Raw genomic sequence first — 15568 nt, 5'->3', positions numbered from 1 at the left:
TATCAAGATATTAAGGTGATTTAGAAATGGGATTCAAATGCGGTATCGTCGGTCTGCCAAACGTGGGCAAATCCACCCTGTTTAACGCGCTTACCAAAGCGGGTATCGAAGCGGCGAACTTCCCGTTCTGTACCATCGAACCTAACACCGGCGTTGTGCCGATGCCGGACCCGCGTCTGGACCAGCTCGCGGAAATCGTGAAGCCGCAGCGCATTCTGCCAACCACCATGGAATTCGTGGACATCGCGGGCCTGGTAAAAGGCGCATCCAAAGGTGAAGGCCTGGGCAACCAGTTCCTGACCAACATTCGTGAAACCGAAGCGATCGGCCACGTTGTGCGCTGCTTCGAGAACGACAACATCATCCACGTTAACAACAAAGTGGATCCGGCTGACGACATCGACGTCATCAACACCGAGCTGGCGCTCTCTGACCTCGACACCTGCGAACGCGCGATTCACCGCGTGCAGAAGAAAGCCAAAGGCGGCGACAAGGACGCGAAAGCGGAACTGGCTGCGCTGGAAAAATGCCTGCCGCAGCTGGAAAACGCGGGCATGCTGCGCGCGCTGAAAAACCTGACTGACGAAGACAAGGCGGCGATCAAATACCTGAGCTTCCTGACCCTGAAGCCAACCATGTACATCGCCAACGTTAACGAAGACGGTTTCGAGAACAACCCGTATCTGGACAAAGTGCGTGAAATCGCCGCGGCGGAAGGTTCTGTCGTTGTGGCTGTATGCGCTGCCGTTGAATCTGATATCGCCGAGCTGGACGACGCTGACCGTGAAGAGTTCATGGCCGAGCTGGGTCTGGAAGAGCCTGGCCTGAACCGCGTGATCCGCGCAGGCTATGAGCTGCTGAACCTGCAAACCTACTTCACCGCTGGCGTGAAGGAAGTGCGTGCGTGGACCATCCCTGTGGGTGCAACTGCGCCTCAGGCGGCTGGTAAGATCCACACCGACTTCGAGAAAGGCTTTATTCGTGCGCAGACTATCGCGTTTGAAGACTTCATCACCTACAAGGGTGAGCAAGGCGCGAAAGAAGCAGGCAAGATGCGTGCGGAAGGGAAAGATTACATCGTTAAAGATGGCGATGTGATGAACTTCCTGTTTAACGTTTAATTTGTTTTGAATGAAAAAAATCCACGCTTTGGCGTGGATTTTTTCTGAAGCTTAAAAGGTTAGAGTTGTCTTTTAAAAAGACCATCATTGAGGGATTTATTTAAATTTATTGAATTAAAAACCAACTTTCCGTTGTTAGCTTATAGATAATTATTAAAACAAAAAATTAATGCTTTAACTTTTCTCTTTTTTCGATTGCGATCAAAACCTCATAAGCATCTTTTTCACTCATTTGAACTTTTTTGGCCTCATCAAGACTTACTTCCTCTTCCTCCTCTTTCATCACGATCCCTCCGGAGTAAAACTTAATAAAAAAGCGTCCTTCTCTTTCAATAAGGATTACTCCATAATTGTTAAATATTACTTTATCCATTTATTCCCTCTCTTAATTATTCAACGGCGTTATTTTTAACTGATTTAGCGGAGTTGGATCTATGGCAGCCTCTGGAATACCTCCCGAGGTATATCCTCCCGGCAACCAAAATTCATTTGCTCCTCGTTCATTTCCCGTTGGCATCCTTAACCCTGTAGGGTTATTAATATCAACCCTTAGAGGAGCGTTACCAAGATCACCTGAATTCAACCCTAATAATTTTTCAAGCTTTGGAATGCTTCCCCCTGAACGCCTAATTAAGTCATCAGCAACTGTCCTTGGCATAACAAAGTGACCACCGGGAGGGCCTAAGTGAGTGAATTCAGGATTAATACCCCAAACGAACTTAGTTACCCCTCCCTTGAATTGTTCTAAATGACCATTAATTTTTCCTGCTTCAAGGTAGGTTGCAGGATTAGGGAAATCTGGCTTTGCAATTCCATGAGTAGCTCGATAGGCCCGTGCAGCCTGACCTCGAGTGGCAAAAGCGCCACGAGTTTTACTCTGGAAATCATTCCAGCTATTTCTGCAACTCAACCCCCACGGATCCACCCACCCCAGCGCATTCGGCGCATACTGGTAAAGGTTAATCCCCCCCGCCAGCCCTATCGGATCCTGCTGCGTAAACCGCCCGCAGTCCGGGTCGTAATACCGGAACAGATTGTAGTGCAGCCCTGTCTCACGATCCAGGTATTGCCCCTGCATGCGCAGGTTCTGAGAATATCCTGATACCTGCGTTTCGCTTTCCCGAAGCAGCTTGCCCCAGGCGCTGTTCACGCCTTCCCAGCGCACCTGCCCTTCGCTATCCGTCATCCGCTCCGGCGTGCCGTTGGGCTGGCAGTGGAACCAGAAGATCTCCGGGGCATCAACGCCGTCAATGCGCGCCAGCGGATCGTAGCTGTCCTGATCGCTGTAAACGTAGGTCAGCGGCACATCCCCGTGCACCTCCTGCAGCAGGCGGAACCCTTCCCAGACAAACCGGGTGGTGACCGCCCTGCCCGTTGGCTGTCCGCCCAGCATCTGGCGTCGCGTTTTGCTGATGCGTCGCCCGAGCGGATCGTAGCGGAAGCTGACCTGCATCTGCGGCCTGTTGCGGTCCCGCGGCTGGCTGATGACCTCCGTCAGGCGATGTTCGCCGTCGTAGCGGTAGTGCCAGCGGGTCTGGCCGTTATCCTTCTCCACGGTGCGGCCGTGGATATCATAATCCCAGCGGCAGGGCCAGCGACGCGGTGATAGGCGCTGGGCATTGCCGGTAAAGACGTCCCAGCGATGCAGTTCATCAAGTCGGTCGTATTCGCGGCGGGTGGTCAGCAGTCCTGTGTGCGGAGGGAAAGATTACATCGTCAAAAGCAGCTATGTGATTAACTAGTTGTTTAACGTTTGATTTATTTTGAACGAAAACTCCATGCCATAGCGTAGATTTTTAGATTCCAATTTTAACCTAGATTTTATTAATTTTGGAAATACCTTCTTTGAGAGGATTGTCTTTAACTCCTCGCCATGGATCGTCTAACAAAAACCTGGCAATAATGGTTTATTTTGTTTGAACAAGAGTAATATCATAGTAAATTTCTCGCCTTCACACACCTCATAAAATAGCGAATAAAATTCATGTTTCACATCTATATTTAAATCGAATTTCTCACTAGCGGAAGCGATCTGCAACTTATCTTTATTTGTAATGGAAAATGGTACAACAATACAGTGCTGAGCATTTTCATCCAATGAAAAAACATTCTCTGCTTTGATATTTACGTTTTCTCCAAACGTATCTTCTGGTAATGGATCGAATATAACATAATCCTTGTGAAGGACGGCGAATTAAGAATGATTGGCCTTTCCCCACTAACTCACATTTTCGTCATAGCCTGAGGTTTTTTACAGTATTTGACTATGCGAAATGAGAAAATCAACACATTGAATATATCTCTGACTCATTATACAAAATTACCTATTTTTATATTCTATCGTTATTGTTGTTATATATACACTTTCTCTTTGAACATTGATTGATCATAAAGGATAACTATTTTCATTCAAGAATAACAACCCCATGACCGGAGTTGACGGATTCTAATTCAGTGGAAAATTCGTAATAATTAAACTTGATAACTTAAAAACTGTAGGTTACTATCGAATCTTACAAAAAATCCACTCTCAAACATTAGTTACCGCATTAAATTAAATGATAACTTTTTTAAAGAAATTAAAACCCAGAAAAGTTTTCAAATTCAAATAAAAGAGCATTGTTTAACATTTAGTTAATTAACACCTCACGCACTATAATATGTTAATCTTATGAAAAGAAAGGCTTGTTTTTTCCTTCTCTAGTCTGAGTGGCTATAATAACCTCATAAGCATCATTTTCACTTTTTTGTGCTTTCAATGCTTCTTCTGGAGTAATTTTCGACTCCTTTTCAATCATAGCAATAGTTCCGGTATCATATCGAATAAAATATTCACCATCTCTTTTGATTATGTCAATACCAAAACCTGTAAAAATAACTTCATTCATTTTTCATACCTCTATTTATTTATAATTGGTGTAATCAAAGCATCACCGACAGGTGTTTGATCTATTACGGCCTCAGGGATACCACCCGACGTCTTACCACCAGGAACCCAAAAATCATTAGCTCCACCCTCGTTGCCTGAAGGCATTCTAAGCCCTTGAGGTTTAGGGATATCTATTCGAACCGGTGAATCACCGAGATCTCCAGGGTCTAATCCTAGCATTTTCTCTAACTTCCCGACATCTCCGCCAGCTTTCTTAATGATATTATCAGCAACTGATTTTGGCATCACAAAATGACCAGATGGAGGACCAATCTCAGCTCTATTTACTCCCCAAGCAATTTTAGAAACACCATCGTTAAATAATGCAAGATGTTGCTTAACATAGGAAGGATTTAAATAGGTTTTTGGGTTTGGCCGATTAGGCTTAATCGTGCCTTTTAATGAATTATATGCCTTTGCTGCCCATGCCCTACTTGAGAAAACTCCTTTTGTTTTACTCTGGAAATCATTCCAGCTATTTCTGCAACTCAACCCCCACGGATCCACCCACCCCAGCGCATTCGGCGCATACTGGTAAAGGTTAATCCCCCCCGCCAGCCCTATCGGGTCCTGCTGCGTAAACCGCCCGCAGTCCGGGTCGTAATACCGGAACAGATTGTAGTGCAGCCCTGTCTCACGATCCAGGTATTGCCCCTGCATGCGCAGGTTCTGAGAATATCCTGATACCTGCGTTTCGCTTTCCCGAAGCAGCTTGCCCCAGGCGCTGTTCACACCTTCCCAGCGCACCTGCCCTTCACTATCCGTCATCCGCTCCGGCGTGCCGTTCGGCTGACAGTGGAACCAGAAGATCTCCGGGGCATCAATGCCGTCAATGCGCGCCAGCGGATCGTAGCTGTCCTGATCGCTGTAAACGTAGGTGATCGGCACATCCCCGTGCACCTCCTGCAGCAGGCGGAACCCTTCCCATACAAACCGGGTGGTGACCGCCCTGCCCGTTGGCTGTCCGCCCAGCATCTGGCGTCGCGTTTTGCTGGTGCGTCGCCCGAGCGGATCGTAGCGGAAGCTGACATGCATCTGCGGCTTATTGCGGTCCCGCGGCTGGCTGATGACCTCCGTCAGGCGATGTTCGCCGTCGTAGCGGTAGTGCCAGCGGGTCTGGCCATTATCCTTCTCCACGGTGCGGCCGTGGATATCATAACGCCAGCGAATGCCGTTCAGCTGCGTCAGGCGGTTGTGCGTGACCTTCTCAGCAGATCCTTCGAGCGGGTTACCGGCAGCATCCCAGCGCCACTGCTCCTGTCCGGGCAGCGTGCCGTCCTGAACCAGCAGGCGCCCGGCGCTGTCGTACTGCCAGCGGTACCAGCTGAACGGGTTATCGTCCCGCTCTTCCCGCACCAGATTATTGCGGTAGTCGTAATCCCAGCGGCGGGACCAGCGGCGCGGCGACGGGCGCTGCGCATTGCCGGTAAAGACGTCCCGCCGATGCAGTCGGCCGAGACGGTCGTATTCGCTGCGGGTGGTCAGCAGCCCCTGGGTGCGGCTGGTTTCACGGTGGAGTTCGTCGCGGGTAAAATCGGAGACCGACAGCTTATCGAGCGCAATGCTGAGCAGATGCCCGCTGCCGTAGTAGAACTGCTTCAGCTCGCGACCGTCGGGCAGCGTGACGGAGGTGCGGTTGCCCAGCGCGTCGTACTCCCACGCCAGCTCGCCGTGCTCGCCCGCCTCGCGCGTGACGCGACCGAGCGCGTCATATTCAAAGGCGAGCTCCTGCTCTGCCTCGGTGGTCCACGCGTCGGCTGAAAGCGCAGGATGCAGCCCTATCCGGCTTAAAAGCCCGGACGGAGTATAGTGGTAGCGGGTCTGGCCTTCCGGCGTAGTGCGGGCGACCAGCTGACCGCTCGCGCTCCAGGCGAAGGCGTGGGTGATAGCCTCCGGATGACCGGCGGCAAAGGTGCGCGCAATCGTGCGTCCGCAGGCATCGTAGCGATACTGCGAGGCCACGCCATCGAGCCCCACCTCCTCCAGCAGCAGCGAGTCTGGCCCCCAGCGGAACCGGTACGCTTCGCCGTTTTCGTTTTCCAGGGCGATCAGACGCCCGCGGCTGTCCCAGCGGCGACGCACCTCTTCACCCTGGGTATTGCGGGTGGCGGTTAAGCGCCCCGCCTCGTCGTAGCGGAACTCGCTCTCTTTTCCGTCGGCGCCCGCATGCTTCACCGGCAGGCCGCGTTCGTTCCATTTAAGCGACTCCGTCCAGCCTTCCGGACGATCGAGCTGCACCGGACGCCCTGCGGCGTCGTAGCGGTAGCGCGTCTCTTCACCGTCGGCGCCAGTCTCGGCCACCAGCCAGCCCAGAGGGTGATAGCGGTAGCGGGTAATACGTCCGGAACAGTCCGTCGAACGGACAATCTGCCCGGCCTCGTTGTACTCCTGGTAGCGGCTGTTTCCGGCGGCATCGACCTCTTCAACGACCTGGCCGAACGCGTCCCGGCGCAGCTGCGTGGTCTGCCCCATCGGGTCCACCACGCGCTTCAGCCCGTGATGTTCGTCGTACCAGAACCGGGTGGCGCTGCCGTCGGCTTCGATAATCGCCGCCGGAAGCGCGCGGTGCTCCAGCCAGGTGGTGGTGCGGGTATTGCCGTCGGCGTCGGTCTCCTGCACCCGGTTGCCCATCTCGTCGTAGACGAAGGTGACGGCGTGGCCGAGCGGATCGATGCGACGCGTCAGAAGCTCGTTGTCGTCCCACTCGTAGCGCCAGTTTTCACCGCGCTCGTCTACGTAGCGGACGATCAGATTCTGCGCGTTCCAGTAGTGGCGGCGCGTCTGACCATCGTAGTGCTCGACGGTCGTCAGCCCGGCGGCTAAATCGTAGCTAAAGCGGCACCCGTCGCCGGTGCTGGTGCGGTTTTCCACCACGCGCCAGTGGTCCAATTTTTTCCAGCGGTATTCGCTCTCCAGACCGCCCGGCATCCGGTGCCAGACCATCAGGCCATGGTCGTTGTAGCGGTATTCACGCGTCACCACGCCGGAGGCATCCGTCGCGCTCGCCAGCTGGCCGCGCGCGTCGTATCCCCACTGCATCAGCGGCCATGTCTGGTCGCCGTCGAAATGGCTGGCTGCGGTCACGCGGTGCGGGAAACGTTCATCGTCATAGCGCAGGGTGACGTCTATCGCCCGCGGCTCATCGTGAAGGCCGACCAGCCTGCCGTGCTCGTCCCACGTCGTCAGCAGCGCGTTGCCGTATTCGTCGCTGAGGGAGGCCAGGCGCAGTATGGAGGGATTCGCCCGTGTTGGCTTATACAGACGCCACACCGCGCCGTCATCGTCGGCAATTGCTACGTCGCCGCTCTCGTTGCGGCGGATAATGATGCCTTCGCTGATGCTGTAAAACGCGCGGTTGACCGGCGGCAGCTCGAAGCTCAGCTCGCGCCCGGTTTCGTCGAACCAGGTGGCGTTGTTGTCTTCCAGCGTCAGATAGCTGTCAAAGGGGGTTGCCCAGCCCAGACCAAACAGACCTTCGCGGGTGGTCAGGCTGTTGTAGCTGCGCTGCCAGCGAAGCGGGAAGCGCCCCGGCAGCGAGAAGTCGAGCTCGTCATCGTCGTTCAGCACCTTCACGCCGGTGGCGGCGTGAACCGGATGCGAGGAGCCAAACACGGCGTTGACGGCCATATCGGCCAGCATCCCGCCGCCGGCCGCCGCCAGCGCGCAGGGCATGTTTTTCAGAATCTTGCCCGGACGCCCGCGCAGCAGGGAGAGCGCGATCATCCCCAGCGCCAGACCCGGGGTTTTGCCGCTTTTGATATCGCGAACCGTAAGCGTGTCGCCGCCAATGATCACGTTTGGTGAGACGTCGTCGGAAACGGTGCCTTCACAGGTGGTGCGATCTTTCGCGCGCACCGCAGGCTGTCCGTTGATAAAGACGCTTTTGGAGCCTTCCGCCAGATACTGCGGCCCGGAGTGCTTTTCACACGCCACCTTGTCTTCTTCCAGCGGCGAGGTCCCCGCGGCGGCAGAGGCCACGCTCGGCTGCCACATTTCGCTGCCAAACTGTCCGGCAGCGGAAAGCAGCATGCCCGCGTAATCGGCAAAGCTGCCGGGCGACTGGGGCTCAGGTGAAGGCGTATCAGCAGGCGTCAGCGTGCCTGCCGCGCGTGCGGCGGGGATTGCGTTGGTGAGAACGTTATTCGAACCGGTGGTGATTTTTCCCGCAGGCGACGGAGGGAAAAGCGCATTGCCCAACCCTTCCGCGGCGTTGCTGATATCGTCGGTGATCCCCGCCACGTTTGCCAGCACGCCGCCAATGATGCCGCTGAGCAAGCAGCTGGAGCCGATTGCCGCCACGCCTGCGGCCGCCGCCCCTGCACCCAATAATGGCGCCGCCACGGTAGCGGCCGCGCCCACCGCCGCGCCGATCACCGCATAGGCGGCACCTTCCGCCACGATGCTGGTGATGTCCGCAAAAATGCTGGAGTGAATAATCTCGTCGCCCTGACGGGCCGCGTTGTTATCGCTCATGCCTTACACGTTCCGGTTGTCGCTTAGCGTCAGACTCTGCTTAAGCGCGCTCCAGCGCGCCTCGTCCTCTTCGGTGAATGCTCTGAGCGCCGAGAGGGTAAAAATCATTAATACCGGTTTGCCCGGCGTCTGTACGGCCAGCTGTTTTTGCCACAGGCGCTGCCCGTTGCGGTCGAAAGTGGTCTCAACTTCCAGCCCGTTCGTTTTTCCGTCAGCCCCGGCTTTTACGTTCCGGAATTCGCTCTGGGCAATCTCACCCATCTGCGGACGCAGCACGTCCCACTGGCGATGGAATTCTTGTTCGTAGTCGCTGCCAGCGGGGATCGCGCCGCGGCTGACCACCACGGACAATCCGCTTTCGTCATCGCGAATAATGTTCATGCTGTTATCCTGCCAGGCAGCAGGAAAGAGGGAAAACGAACCTTCCTGGAGGGTGTATTTCATAAGTGAACTCGGGATGATTAATATTGAGAGAAATAAAAAGGCCAATCCGTGGTGGCCTTTGTCTGGCTTTATATTATTTACGCCATTGACCGGATTGTTCGACTAAAACACGGTTGCCCTTGCTGACAACCAGTTTCACAGGTGCATACGTTACGGTATAAGCGATCTCGCCATTCTTGTACGTTGAACCGATTATTTTACCTGAGGAGTCGCGTAACGTTTTTCCCTTTAAAGAGATCGTACTGTTATCGCTTTTGCGCACGCCGAGATAAACCATCTCGTCACATTCGCTCTCGAAACGCCCGCACCTGTTTATCAGCGAAATATCGAACTTTTCGGTGTCCAGTTTTCTGGTCTCCGCGTTTTGAACCGAAGCGGCTTTACGTAACGTATAACGCAGCGGAGCATAATAATTTCCTTTTTGTGGAGGAGTAACTAAGCGCCATTCCATTTCACTCCCTTTTATTTCCAGAACAGCCCGTCCACCGACGCCGCCAAACGATGAGTTGAACTCAACGTTGGCACGATTACCTGCGAACGTACCGCTAAGATTACGCTCATCCTCATCAGGGCAATCTATGCGATTTCCTCTTTGAGAGATATAACAATAAGACCCGGTGATACGGTTGCCTGATTCAGCTAATCGCAGGGTTAACGTTGAGTCGTTTTTGAATTCACCAGCCCATACCCCGTCAAACGTGACTTCTGACTGTATGTTCGCTGCAAAATGCATCGTTGTGAATCTGGCGGCCCACTGCTGGATATCAGCATTAATGACCTGAGTGTTATCAGAGGACTGGTAATGGATAACGTTTGATTCCGGAACCACCCAGGCCGCAAAGATTTTACCGTCAGGATTGATGACCAGCGCTGACGCATTCTCCTGATAAAGATCCTTTAGCCAGCCTTCAACAAACAATCCGCCACCTGCGGTGGTATGCGGTTCACCGAAGACGTCAAAGTTATCAATAAAGGTCTGGTAATGATTTCCCAACAGCGTCCTGAGATTGTCTGTCACTTCACTGTCGTTAAGGATGCGACTTACCGTATCGAGCTTATTGTATTGCGATAATTCAAGTGCCGATGACGTTTCAACGACGCCTGTCAATAAAGCGGTTAACAATACAGCTGCCAGATATTTTTTGGTCATAAATTACTCTGAAGAACCATTATCGTAATTCATTGTTATTTTTACAACCTTATTGTCCTTAACCTCAAAAGAGAGCAATTTCTTACCCAATTCATAGGAAATCCACTGCTCTCCGGAATCATTTTCGACCTGGCCACTACCATAAGCGTTATTAAGTTCATTTATTGTTGAACCAATATGGATTCCGCGAGCTGTTTTGCCATCCGCAGCAGTTAGCGTAATCTGCGACACAATATAATCGTCAACGCTTCTCTCTGCCTTATCCCACCAAAGGTTGGAACTAAATATTTCTAACCCAGACCTTTGATGCTGGAAAAATTTATAATTTGTTCCGTCAAAAGGAACCTCACCGACAAAACGGCCTTCAACCGGCAACTCAACTTTATCTGCAATGTCATTAGTCCATCTGTCGCCCAATGCGACAGACTGTTTGTTTATTTGTACAGAAAAATCGGGAGTTGCTAAAAGAGTACGTGATGAATTTTCAACTTCTTTATTGATTGGAGCAGTCGCCGCATAACTGTTCAAACTGCAGAGCACCAGAACAGAACAGAAAACACTCAGAATTTTCTTGGTCATAAGTTGTTCCATTACTTAAATTTTGGAATATCATATGATAGGTTTGCACCAGGGAAATTATCAAACATTTTCTTCATGTTTGATGTTTGGGCTACAGCCCAGTTGACATCAGTTGCATACTGATGCGTTCCTGGCGAAGCTGGGTTCCATCGCATCTTATAAAGATTATTTTGGGCATAATCCGCATTATTAATGTATTTTTCGGAAATCCATTTCGCACCACCATCTATCGCTTTCTCTGGTGAAGTCCATCCCATTTTATATGCATAATTGGAACCTGTTTTAACGGCATTTCCATCTAAAGCGCCAATACCGTACATATTATAAACTTTTACACCGTTGACCTCGACACCTTTTGCCAGTTCACTCGCTCCGTTACCTGTTTCAAGAGCAGAATGCGAGGCGAGGTAAACTTCACTGACATTGTATTTCTTTGCTGCATCAAGATATGTTTTTTCTTGACCTTCAAGTACGCCTTTCCCTTTCAGGAAGGTAGCCATATCAGTTTCAGAAACACCTGATGAAGAGGAGAGATCCAGGAACTGATATTTATCAGTTCCAGTATTGAAATTGTCCGGGTTTGCATATTTCTTAATATCATCTTCAGAGGCGTTAACAAAGCCTCGTCGCGTCCACTTTTGAGGTTTAGCCTTTAAATTCTTTTGCTTATCCACCATGTCCTGCAACGAATAATCATATTCACTGGTTTTGTCTGTGCCGGTTGATGCAGCTGAATTGTTTTGCGCAGGTGCCGGTGCCGCTTTGCCCGCTCCTCCGGCAACTCCAGCACCGGCAGATTTTTTAGCCTGATCCGGAGAGAAATATGCCTGCACCGCCGCATCAATATCCCCTTTATGCCCTGAACCCGGTGCCGTTGTGCCCGGCTTGGTTCCCGAGGTATTCAGGTGCAGCTTGCCGCCCGTGGTGATATACCCATCCCCTTCCACGAAGAAGTTAAACTCTTTGCCAATCAGGTTAATCTTGCCGTTAGCGTTGAGTTCAATGGCGCTCTCACCGGAGACCAGCCGCAGCTTCGTCCCGGATGCAATGACATACTGCTCTACCGCCGCATCCAGCTTGCCTTTCCCCGTCAGGATCTCGGTGCCACCTTTCACGGCCTGGGTCTGGTTCGCTTCCACGCGATGCAGCTCGTTTTTCTTCACGTAATGGCTGCGCGCCCCGCCGACGCTGTGTGTTTCATCGTTTTTAACGCTGGTGTCCATGTTGCGCTCGGCCTGGATCCACACCTGCTCTGCGCCCGCCTTATCCTCAAAGCGCAGGGCGTTGGCGTTATCGACTGAACCGTCTTTCGTCCGGCTCATAAAGCCCATCTGCGTCGCCGCTGCCGGCAGCGCCCACGGCGGCATGCTCGCGTCGTTGTACACGCGGCCGGTGATAATCGGACGGTCCGGGTCGCCGTTGATAAAGTCCACCACCACCTCATCGCCGACGCGCGGGATTTGCACCCCGCCGTAGCCCTGGCCCGCCCACGCGCTCGACACCCGCACCCAGCAGGAGCTCGTGTCATCGCCCTTCGCCAGACGGTCCCAGTGGAACTTCACCTTCACGCGACCGTATTTGTCCGTCCAGATACTCTCGCCCTTCGGCCCCACCACCTTCGCGGTCTGCGGGCCGTAGGTGCGCGGCCACGACGTGGACTGCGCCGGACGGTACACCACCGCCGACGGGATGACCGTAAAATCGGTACGGTGAATAGTCTCCCCCTCGCCGCTCGCGTAGCGGTTCTCCTCGAAGTGGTAGCCTGCGGCCGTCACCAGATACTCGCCGTTGTCGCTGAAGAACGGGGCGTTGGTCAGCGTGAAGGTGTGACCTGGCGCTATCCCCGCCGCCGTGGCGGTGGCCTGAATCTGCTGATGCTCAACCTGCCAGCGCTCCTGGCGGATGCGGGCGTAGAACTCCCCGTGCCCCTTGTCCACAAAGCGTCCCGGCCAGTCGTACACGTCGATGCTGCCCGGCTTCGGCGACGCCGGGTTCTGCTGGGCCTGGAACAGCCACGCGTTCGGCTTGCGGAAGTCATAGTCGTCGAGGCTGTAAATCCCCGGCGTCACGCTGTCCTCCAGCGCCCACTGGCCGATGCCCTCTTCATCCGTACTGCCGCCCGATGGCGTCTGGTGGTAAGGAATGACCTCATAGCCGCTGAACGGCTGATGCTGCGTGGCGGCATCGGTGAGCACCAGGGTGTGTTTGTCCGCCTCATGGCGGAAGTGATAGGCAATCCCCTCCAGCTCCATCAGGCGGCTGATGAAGTCCAGGCTCGACTCCTGATACTGCACGCAGTAGTCCCACACCCGGTAGCTGCCTGTGAGTTTGTCCTCAACGTTGACCTGATGCTCACCGAGCAGGGTTTTCACAATCTGCGGCACCGTCTGGCCCTGGAAGATACGCAGGTTACGGTCGCGCTTCATCGGCCACAGGTCCGGCTCCACCGTCAGCTGGTACACCGCATAGCGCGTGCCCGTCAGCTCAACGGCGCTCACCGCCACGCGGGTAATCTTGCCGTTAATATAGCGGGACGTCAGCAGGTTCTGCGTCGGGATGGTTACCGTGACAGGCTGGCCCAGCAGCTTACTGCGGTCAATGCGCGCGTCCGTGCCGAGCACGGTCAGCGTCAGGGCGAACGACTCGGACATCGCCTCGCGGCCCGTCAGTTTCCAGAACAGAAGCCCCTCCACCGGGAGCTGAACGGTAATTCGGTTGAGCATAATCTTTATTCCATCTAGCTTATGCGATGCAGGAAAGGGGTTCGCATCTGTGATAAAGCGTCATTCAAGAAAGGGGCTTTTCCCTCTTGAACATCCAAAAAACAAGAGAGTAGATTTTCAGTAACTCTGAAGTGACAAATAAGCCTACATTCAACCAGATGTTTGAAATATCAAACATACTTACTAAAAGAGGGAAAAATGAGACCGAACATCTGAATGAAATCAAGCGAAATAATTCCTGCGCAAGAGCAAATTTAATCGCTCCGATCTTTCGCTTGAAGAATAACCAGGCCGAAGTACACAAAGAGAGTAATAAAAGTAAGTCAAGCACAAAAAAAAGCATGACCAAAATGCTGAAACCATCACCTGCATAATAATGCAACGAATCACTAAACGCTTTTGCATCAGAAATGAATGGAATTCTGTCGTGGCGAACTGAATTCACGCAATAAAGCAATATTGCGAGAAGATCCATACTTCCCCAGAAATACCATAATTTGCTATTTAAATGAGCGAGGTTATTTTGTGTACGCCCGATATTGTTATTTACAAAAATGGGGAGGCACATGTTGGCTTCAACTCAACTCTCCGGGTCAGGATTAAATTCAAAACGCATAAACAGGAGAGACAATCTTCTCGCATTCCCTGGATGAAGCCTCTGGCTTCGAAGATCGCACAATTCCATAATCTCTCCTGTTTATATTCCTACGGATTCACCAGCCAGGTGCCCGGCTTGGCGATATCCAGCGTCTGGCCGCGCGTTCTTCCGTTGCCCTGAAGCTCAATCTTCACCTCACCGGCGGGCAGCTTGAGCGAGGCATAGCCGTTAGCTCCCGGGCGCAGCGCTTTAGGCTCGCCGTTCACCTTCAGCGTTTCGCCATCGAGGATCCGGATATAGACCAACGCCACCGGACCGGCATCGGCAGGTGGTGGCGTCTGCTGTGCCGTCGCCGGCTCGCTCACCTTCGCCGTCTCTGGCTTCACGTCCGGCGCGTTCGCGGCGGTCTCCGTTGGACGCGTCTCTGTCGGTGCCTGCGCAGCCTGCTCAGGCGCGTCACTACCGCCGCTGAACAGCATCGCCCCGGCAACAACGCCCACCAGCACGCCTGCGGCTACCAGGCCTGGGATCCTGTAGCGACGCCAGTCGAGGAACGACGTCGGCTTTTCGTCTTCGACCGGTACCAGCATCGTGCCGGGCTTTTTCGCGGTCAGCACATCGTTGATGCCCGCGACCGGCATCTCGATCAGCGCGGCGAACTCGTCGATGGACTGCGGACGATCCTCCATGTGCAGCGCCAGCGCGCGATCGATGGCCTGCAGCAGCGGAATGGAATAGCCCTGCGGCATGATTTCCACAAGCGGTTTGCAGGTATCCTGGATGGAGCGCACCACGCTGACCGGCGGCGGAGAGCCCACGATCAGGGTACGCAGTACAGCGCCGAGGGCGTAAATATCCGTCCACGGGCCCTGCTCGCTTTCGTTGTCGTCGGTGTACTGCTCAATTGGCGCAAAGCCCGGGCGCAGCATGGTTTCCGTTTCGTCGGAAAGGTTGCCGATGGTCCGGCGCGCTGAGCCGAAATCGAGCAACACCGGCAGGCCGTTATCCTGGATCTGGATGTTATCCAGGGAGATGTCGCGGTGCAGGTAGCCTTCGTCGTGGATGGTCTTGATTGCGCCAAACAGCATCGGCAGCGTGCGGCGGATCCAGGCTTCGTTGATCAGCTCCGGTTTTTCTTCTCGCAGGCGCGACAGCGTGGTGCCGCTGTAAAACAGCGTCCCCATGTAGGCCGTATCGTTTTGCACCCAGAAACGCAGGACGTGCAGCAGGTTCGGGTGGTTAAAGCGCGCCAGCAGACGCGCTTCCTGAATAAAGCTGTTCAGGCCTGCGGAGAACGCTTTGCCAAAGCGCTCGCTGCGCAGGACCAGGGTCATGTCGTCGCCGCGCACGGCGAGCGAGGAAGGCATAAATTCTTTGATAGCGATAGTGCGTTCGAGCTGGTGATCCCACGCGCGATAGACGATGCCAAAACCGCCGCCGCCGATCACCTCTTTGATTTCAAACTCGTTGAAGCGGTACCCGACCGGGAGCGCGTTTGGGACAGTCCGATTGTTATCATTATCCGTCATCTTTTACAGTTCTCTTGATGAT

General features: G+C 53.6%; 10 protein-coding genes and 1 pseudogene. 1 reads left to right on the top strand and 10 read right to left on the bottom strand.

What is annotated here, in order from left to right; translation table 11 throughout:
• Nucleotides 1-26: 26 nt before the first annotated feature.
• On the top strand, nucleotides 27-1121 hold the full coding sequence (ychF, locus tag L6R44_RS01190) for a redox-regulated ATPase YchF (protein WP_003856650.1): 1095 nt from the start codon (nucleotides 27-29) through the stop codon (nucleotides 1119-1121).
• Nucleotides 1122-1287: 166 nt separating this feature from the next.
• Here ychF and L6R44_RS01185 read toward each other — a convergent pair whose 3' ends face one another.
• The 10 genes and pseudogenes from L6R44_RS01185 to L6R44_RS01140 form a co-directional block, all read right to left on the bottom strand.
• Complete coding sequence (locus L6R44_RS01185; protein ID WP_237422965.1) at nucleotides 1288-1494, bottom strand: hypothetical protein; 207 nt, start codon at nucleotides 1492-1494, stop codon at nucleotides 1288-1290.
• Nucleotides 1495-1506: 12 nt separating this feature from the next.
• A pseudogene (locus tag L6R44_RS01180) lies at nucleotides 1507-2811 on the bottom strand (RHS repeat domain-containing protein); the annotation flags it as partial.
• Nucleotides 2812-3790: 979 nt separating this feature from the next.
• Nucleotides 3791-4009 (bottom strand): hypothetical protein, encoded by a 219-nt coding sequence (locus L6R44_RS01175; RefSeq protein ID WP_032641096.1) that lies wholly within the window; start codon nucleotides 4007-4009, stop codon nucleotides 3791-3793.
• 11 nt (nucleotides 4010-4020) lie between these two features.
• Nucleotides 4021-8523, bottom strand: a complete 4503-nt coding sequence (locus L6R44_RS01170) for an RHS repeat-associated core domain-containing protein (protein ID WP_237422964.1) — start codon at nucleotides 8521-8523, stop codon at nucleotides 4021-4023.
• Between the two features lie 3 nt (nucleotides 8524-8526).
• Nucleotides 8527-8967: a DcrB-related protein gene (locus L6R44_RS01165; RefSeq protein ID WP_237422963.1), complete on the bottom strand. Its 441-nt coding sequence runs from the start codon at nucleotides 8965-8967 to the stop codon at nucleotides 8527-8529.
• A gap of 73 nt (nucleotides 8968-9040) precedes the next feature.
• On the bottom strand, nucleotides 9041-10117 hold the full coding sequence (locus tag L6R44_RS01160) for a hypothetical protein (RefSeq protein WP_237422962.1): 1077 nt from the start codon (nucleotides 10115-10117) through the stop codon (nucleotides 9041-9043).
• 3 nt (nucleotides 10118-10120) lie between these two features.
• Nucleotides 10121-10696 carry a hypothetical protein gene (locus L6R44_RS01155; protein WP_237422961.1) on the bottom strand — a complete coding sequence of 192 codons (576 nt, stop codon included), beginning with the start codon at nucleotides 10694-10696 and terminating at the stop codon, nucleotides 10121-10123.
• Nucleotides 10697-10707: 11 nt separating this feature from the next.
• Nucleotides 10708-13419 carry a type VI secretion system tip protein TssI/VgrG gene (gene tssI, locus L6R44_RS01150; RefSeq protein ID WP_237422960.1) on the bottom strand — a complete coding sequence of 904 codons (2712 nt, stop codon included), beginning with the start codon at nucleotides 13417-13419 and terminating at the stop codon, nucleotides 10708-10710.
• Between the two features lie 64 nt (nucleotides 13420-13483).
• Entirely contained in the window at nucleotides 13484-13894 is a 411-nt protein-coding gene (locus L6R44_RS01145; protein WP_229267760.1) for a hypothetical protein, read from the bottom strand.
• 230 nt (nucleotides 13895-14124) lie between these two features.
• On the bottom strand, nucleotides 14125-15546 hold the full coding sequence (locus L6R44_RS01140; RefSeq protein ID WP_237422959.1) for a serine/threonine protein kinase: 1422 nt from the start codon (nucleotides 15544-15546) through the stop codon (nucleotides 14125-14127).
• Nucleotides 15547-15568 lie beyond the last annotated feature (22 nt).

The organism is Enterobacter cloacae complex sp. ECC445 (assembly GCF_021892025.1).
Classification (GTDB): domain Bacteria; phylum Pseudomonadota; class Gammaproteobacteria; order Enterobacterales; family Enterobacteriaceae; genus Enterobacter; species Enterobacter chengduensis.
This window is presented reverse-complemented; position numbering and strand designations above follow the sequence as displayed.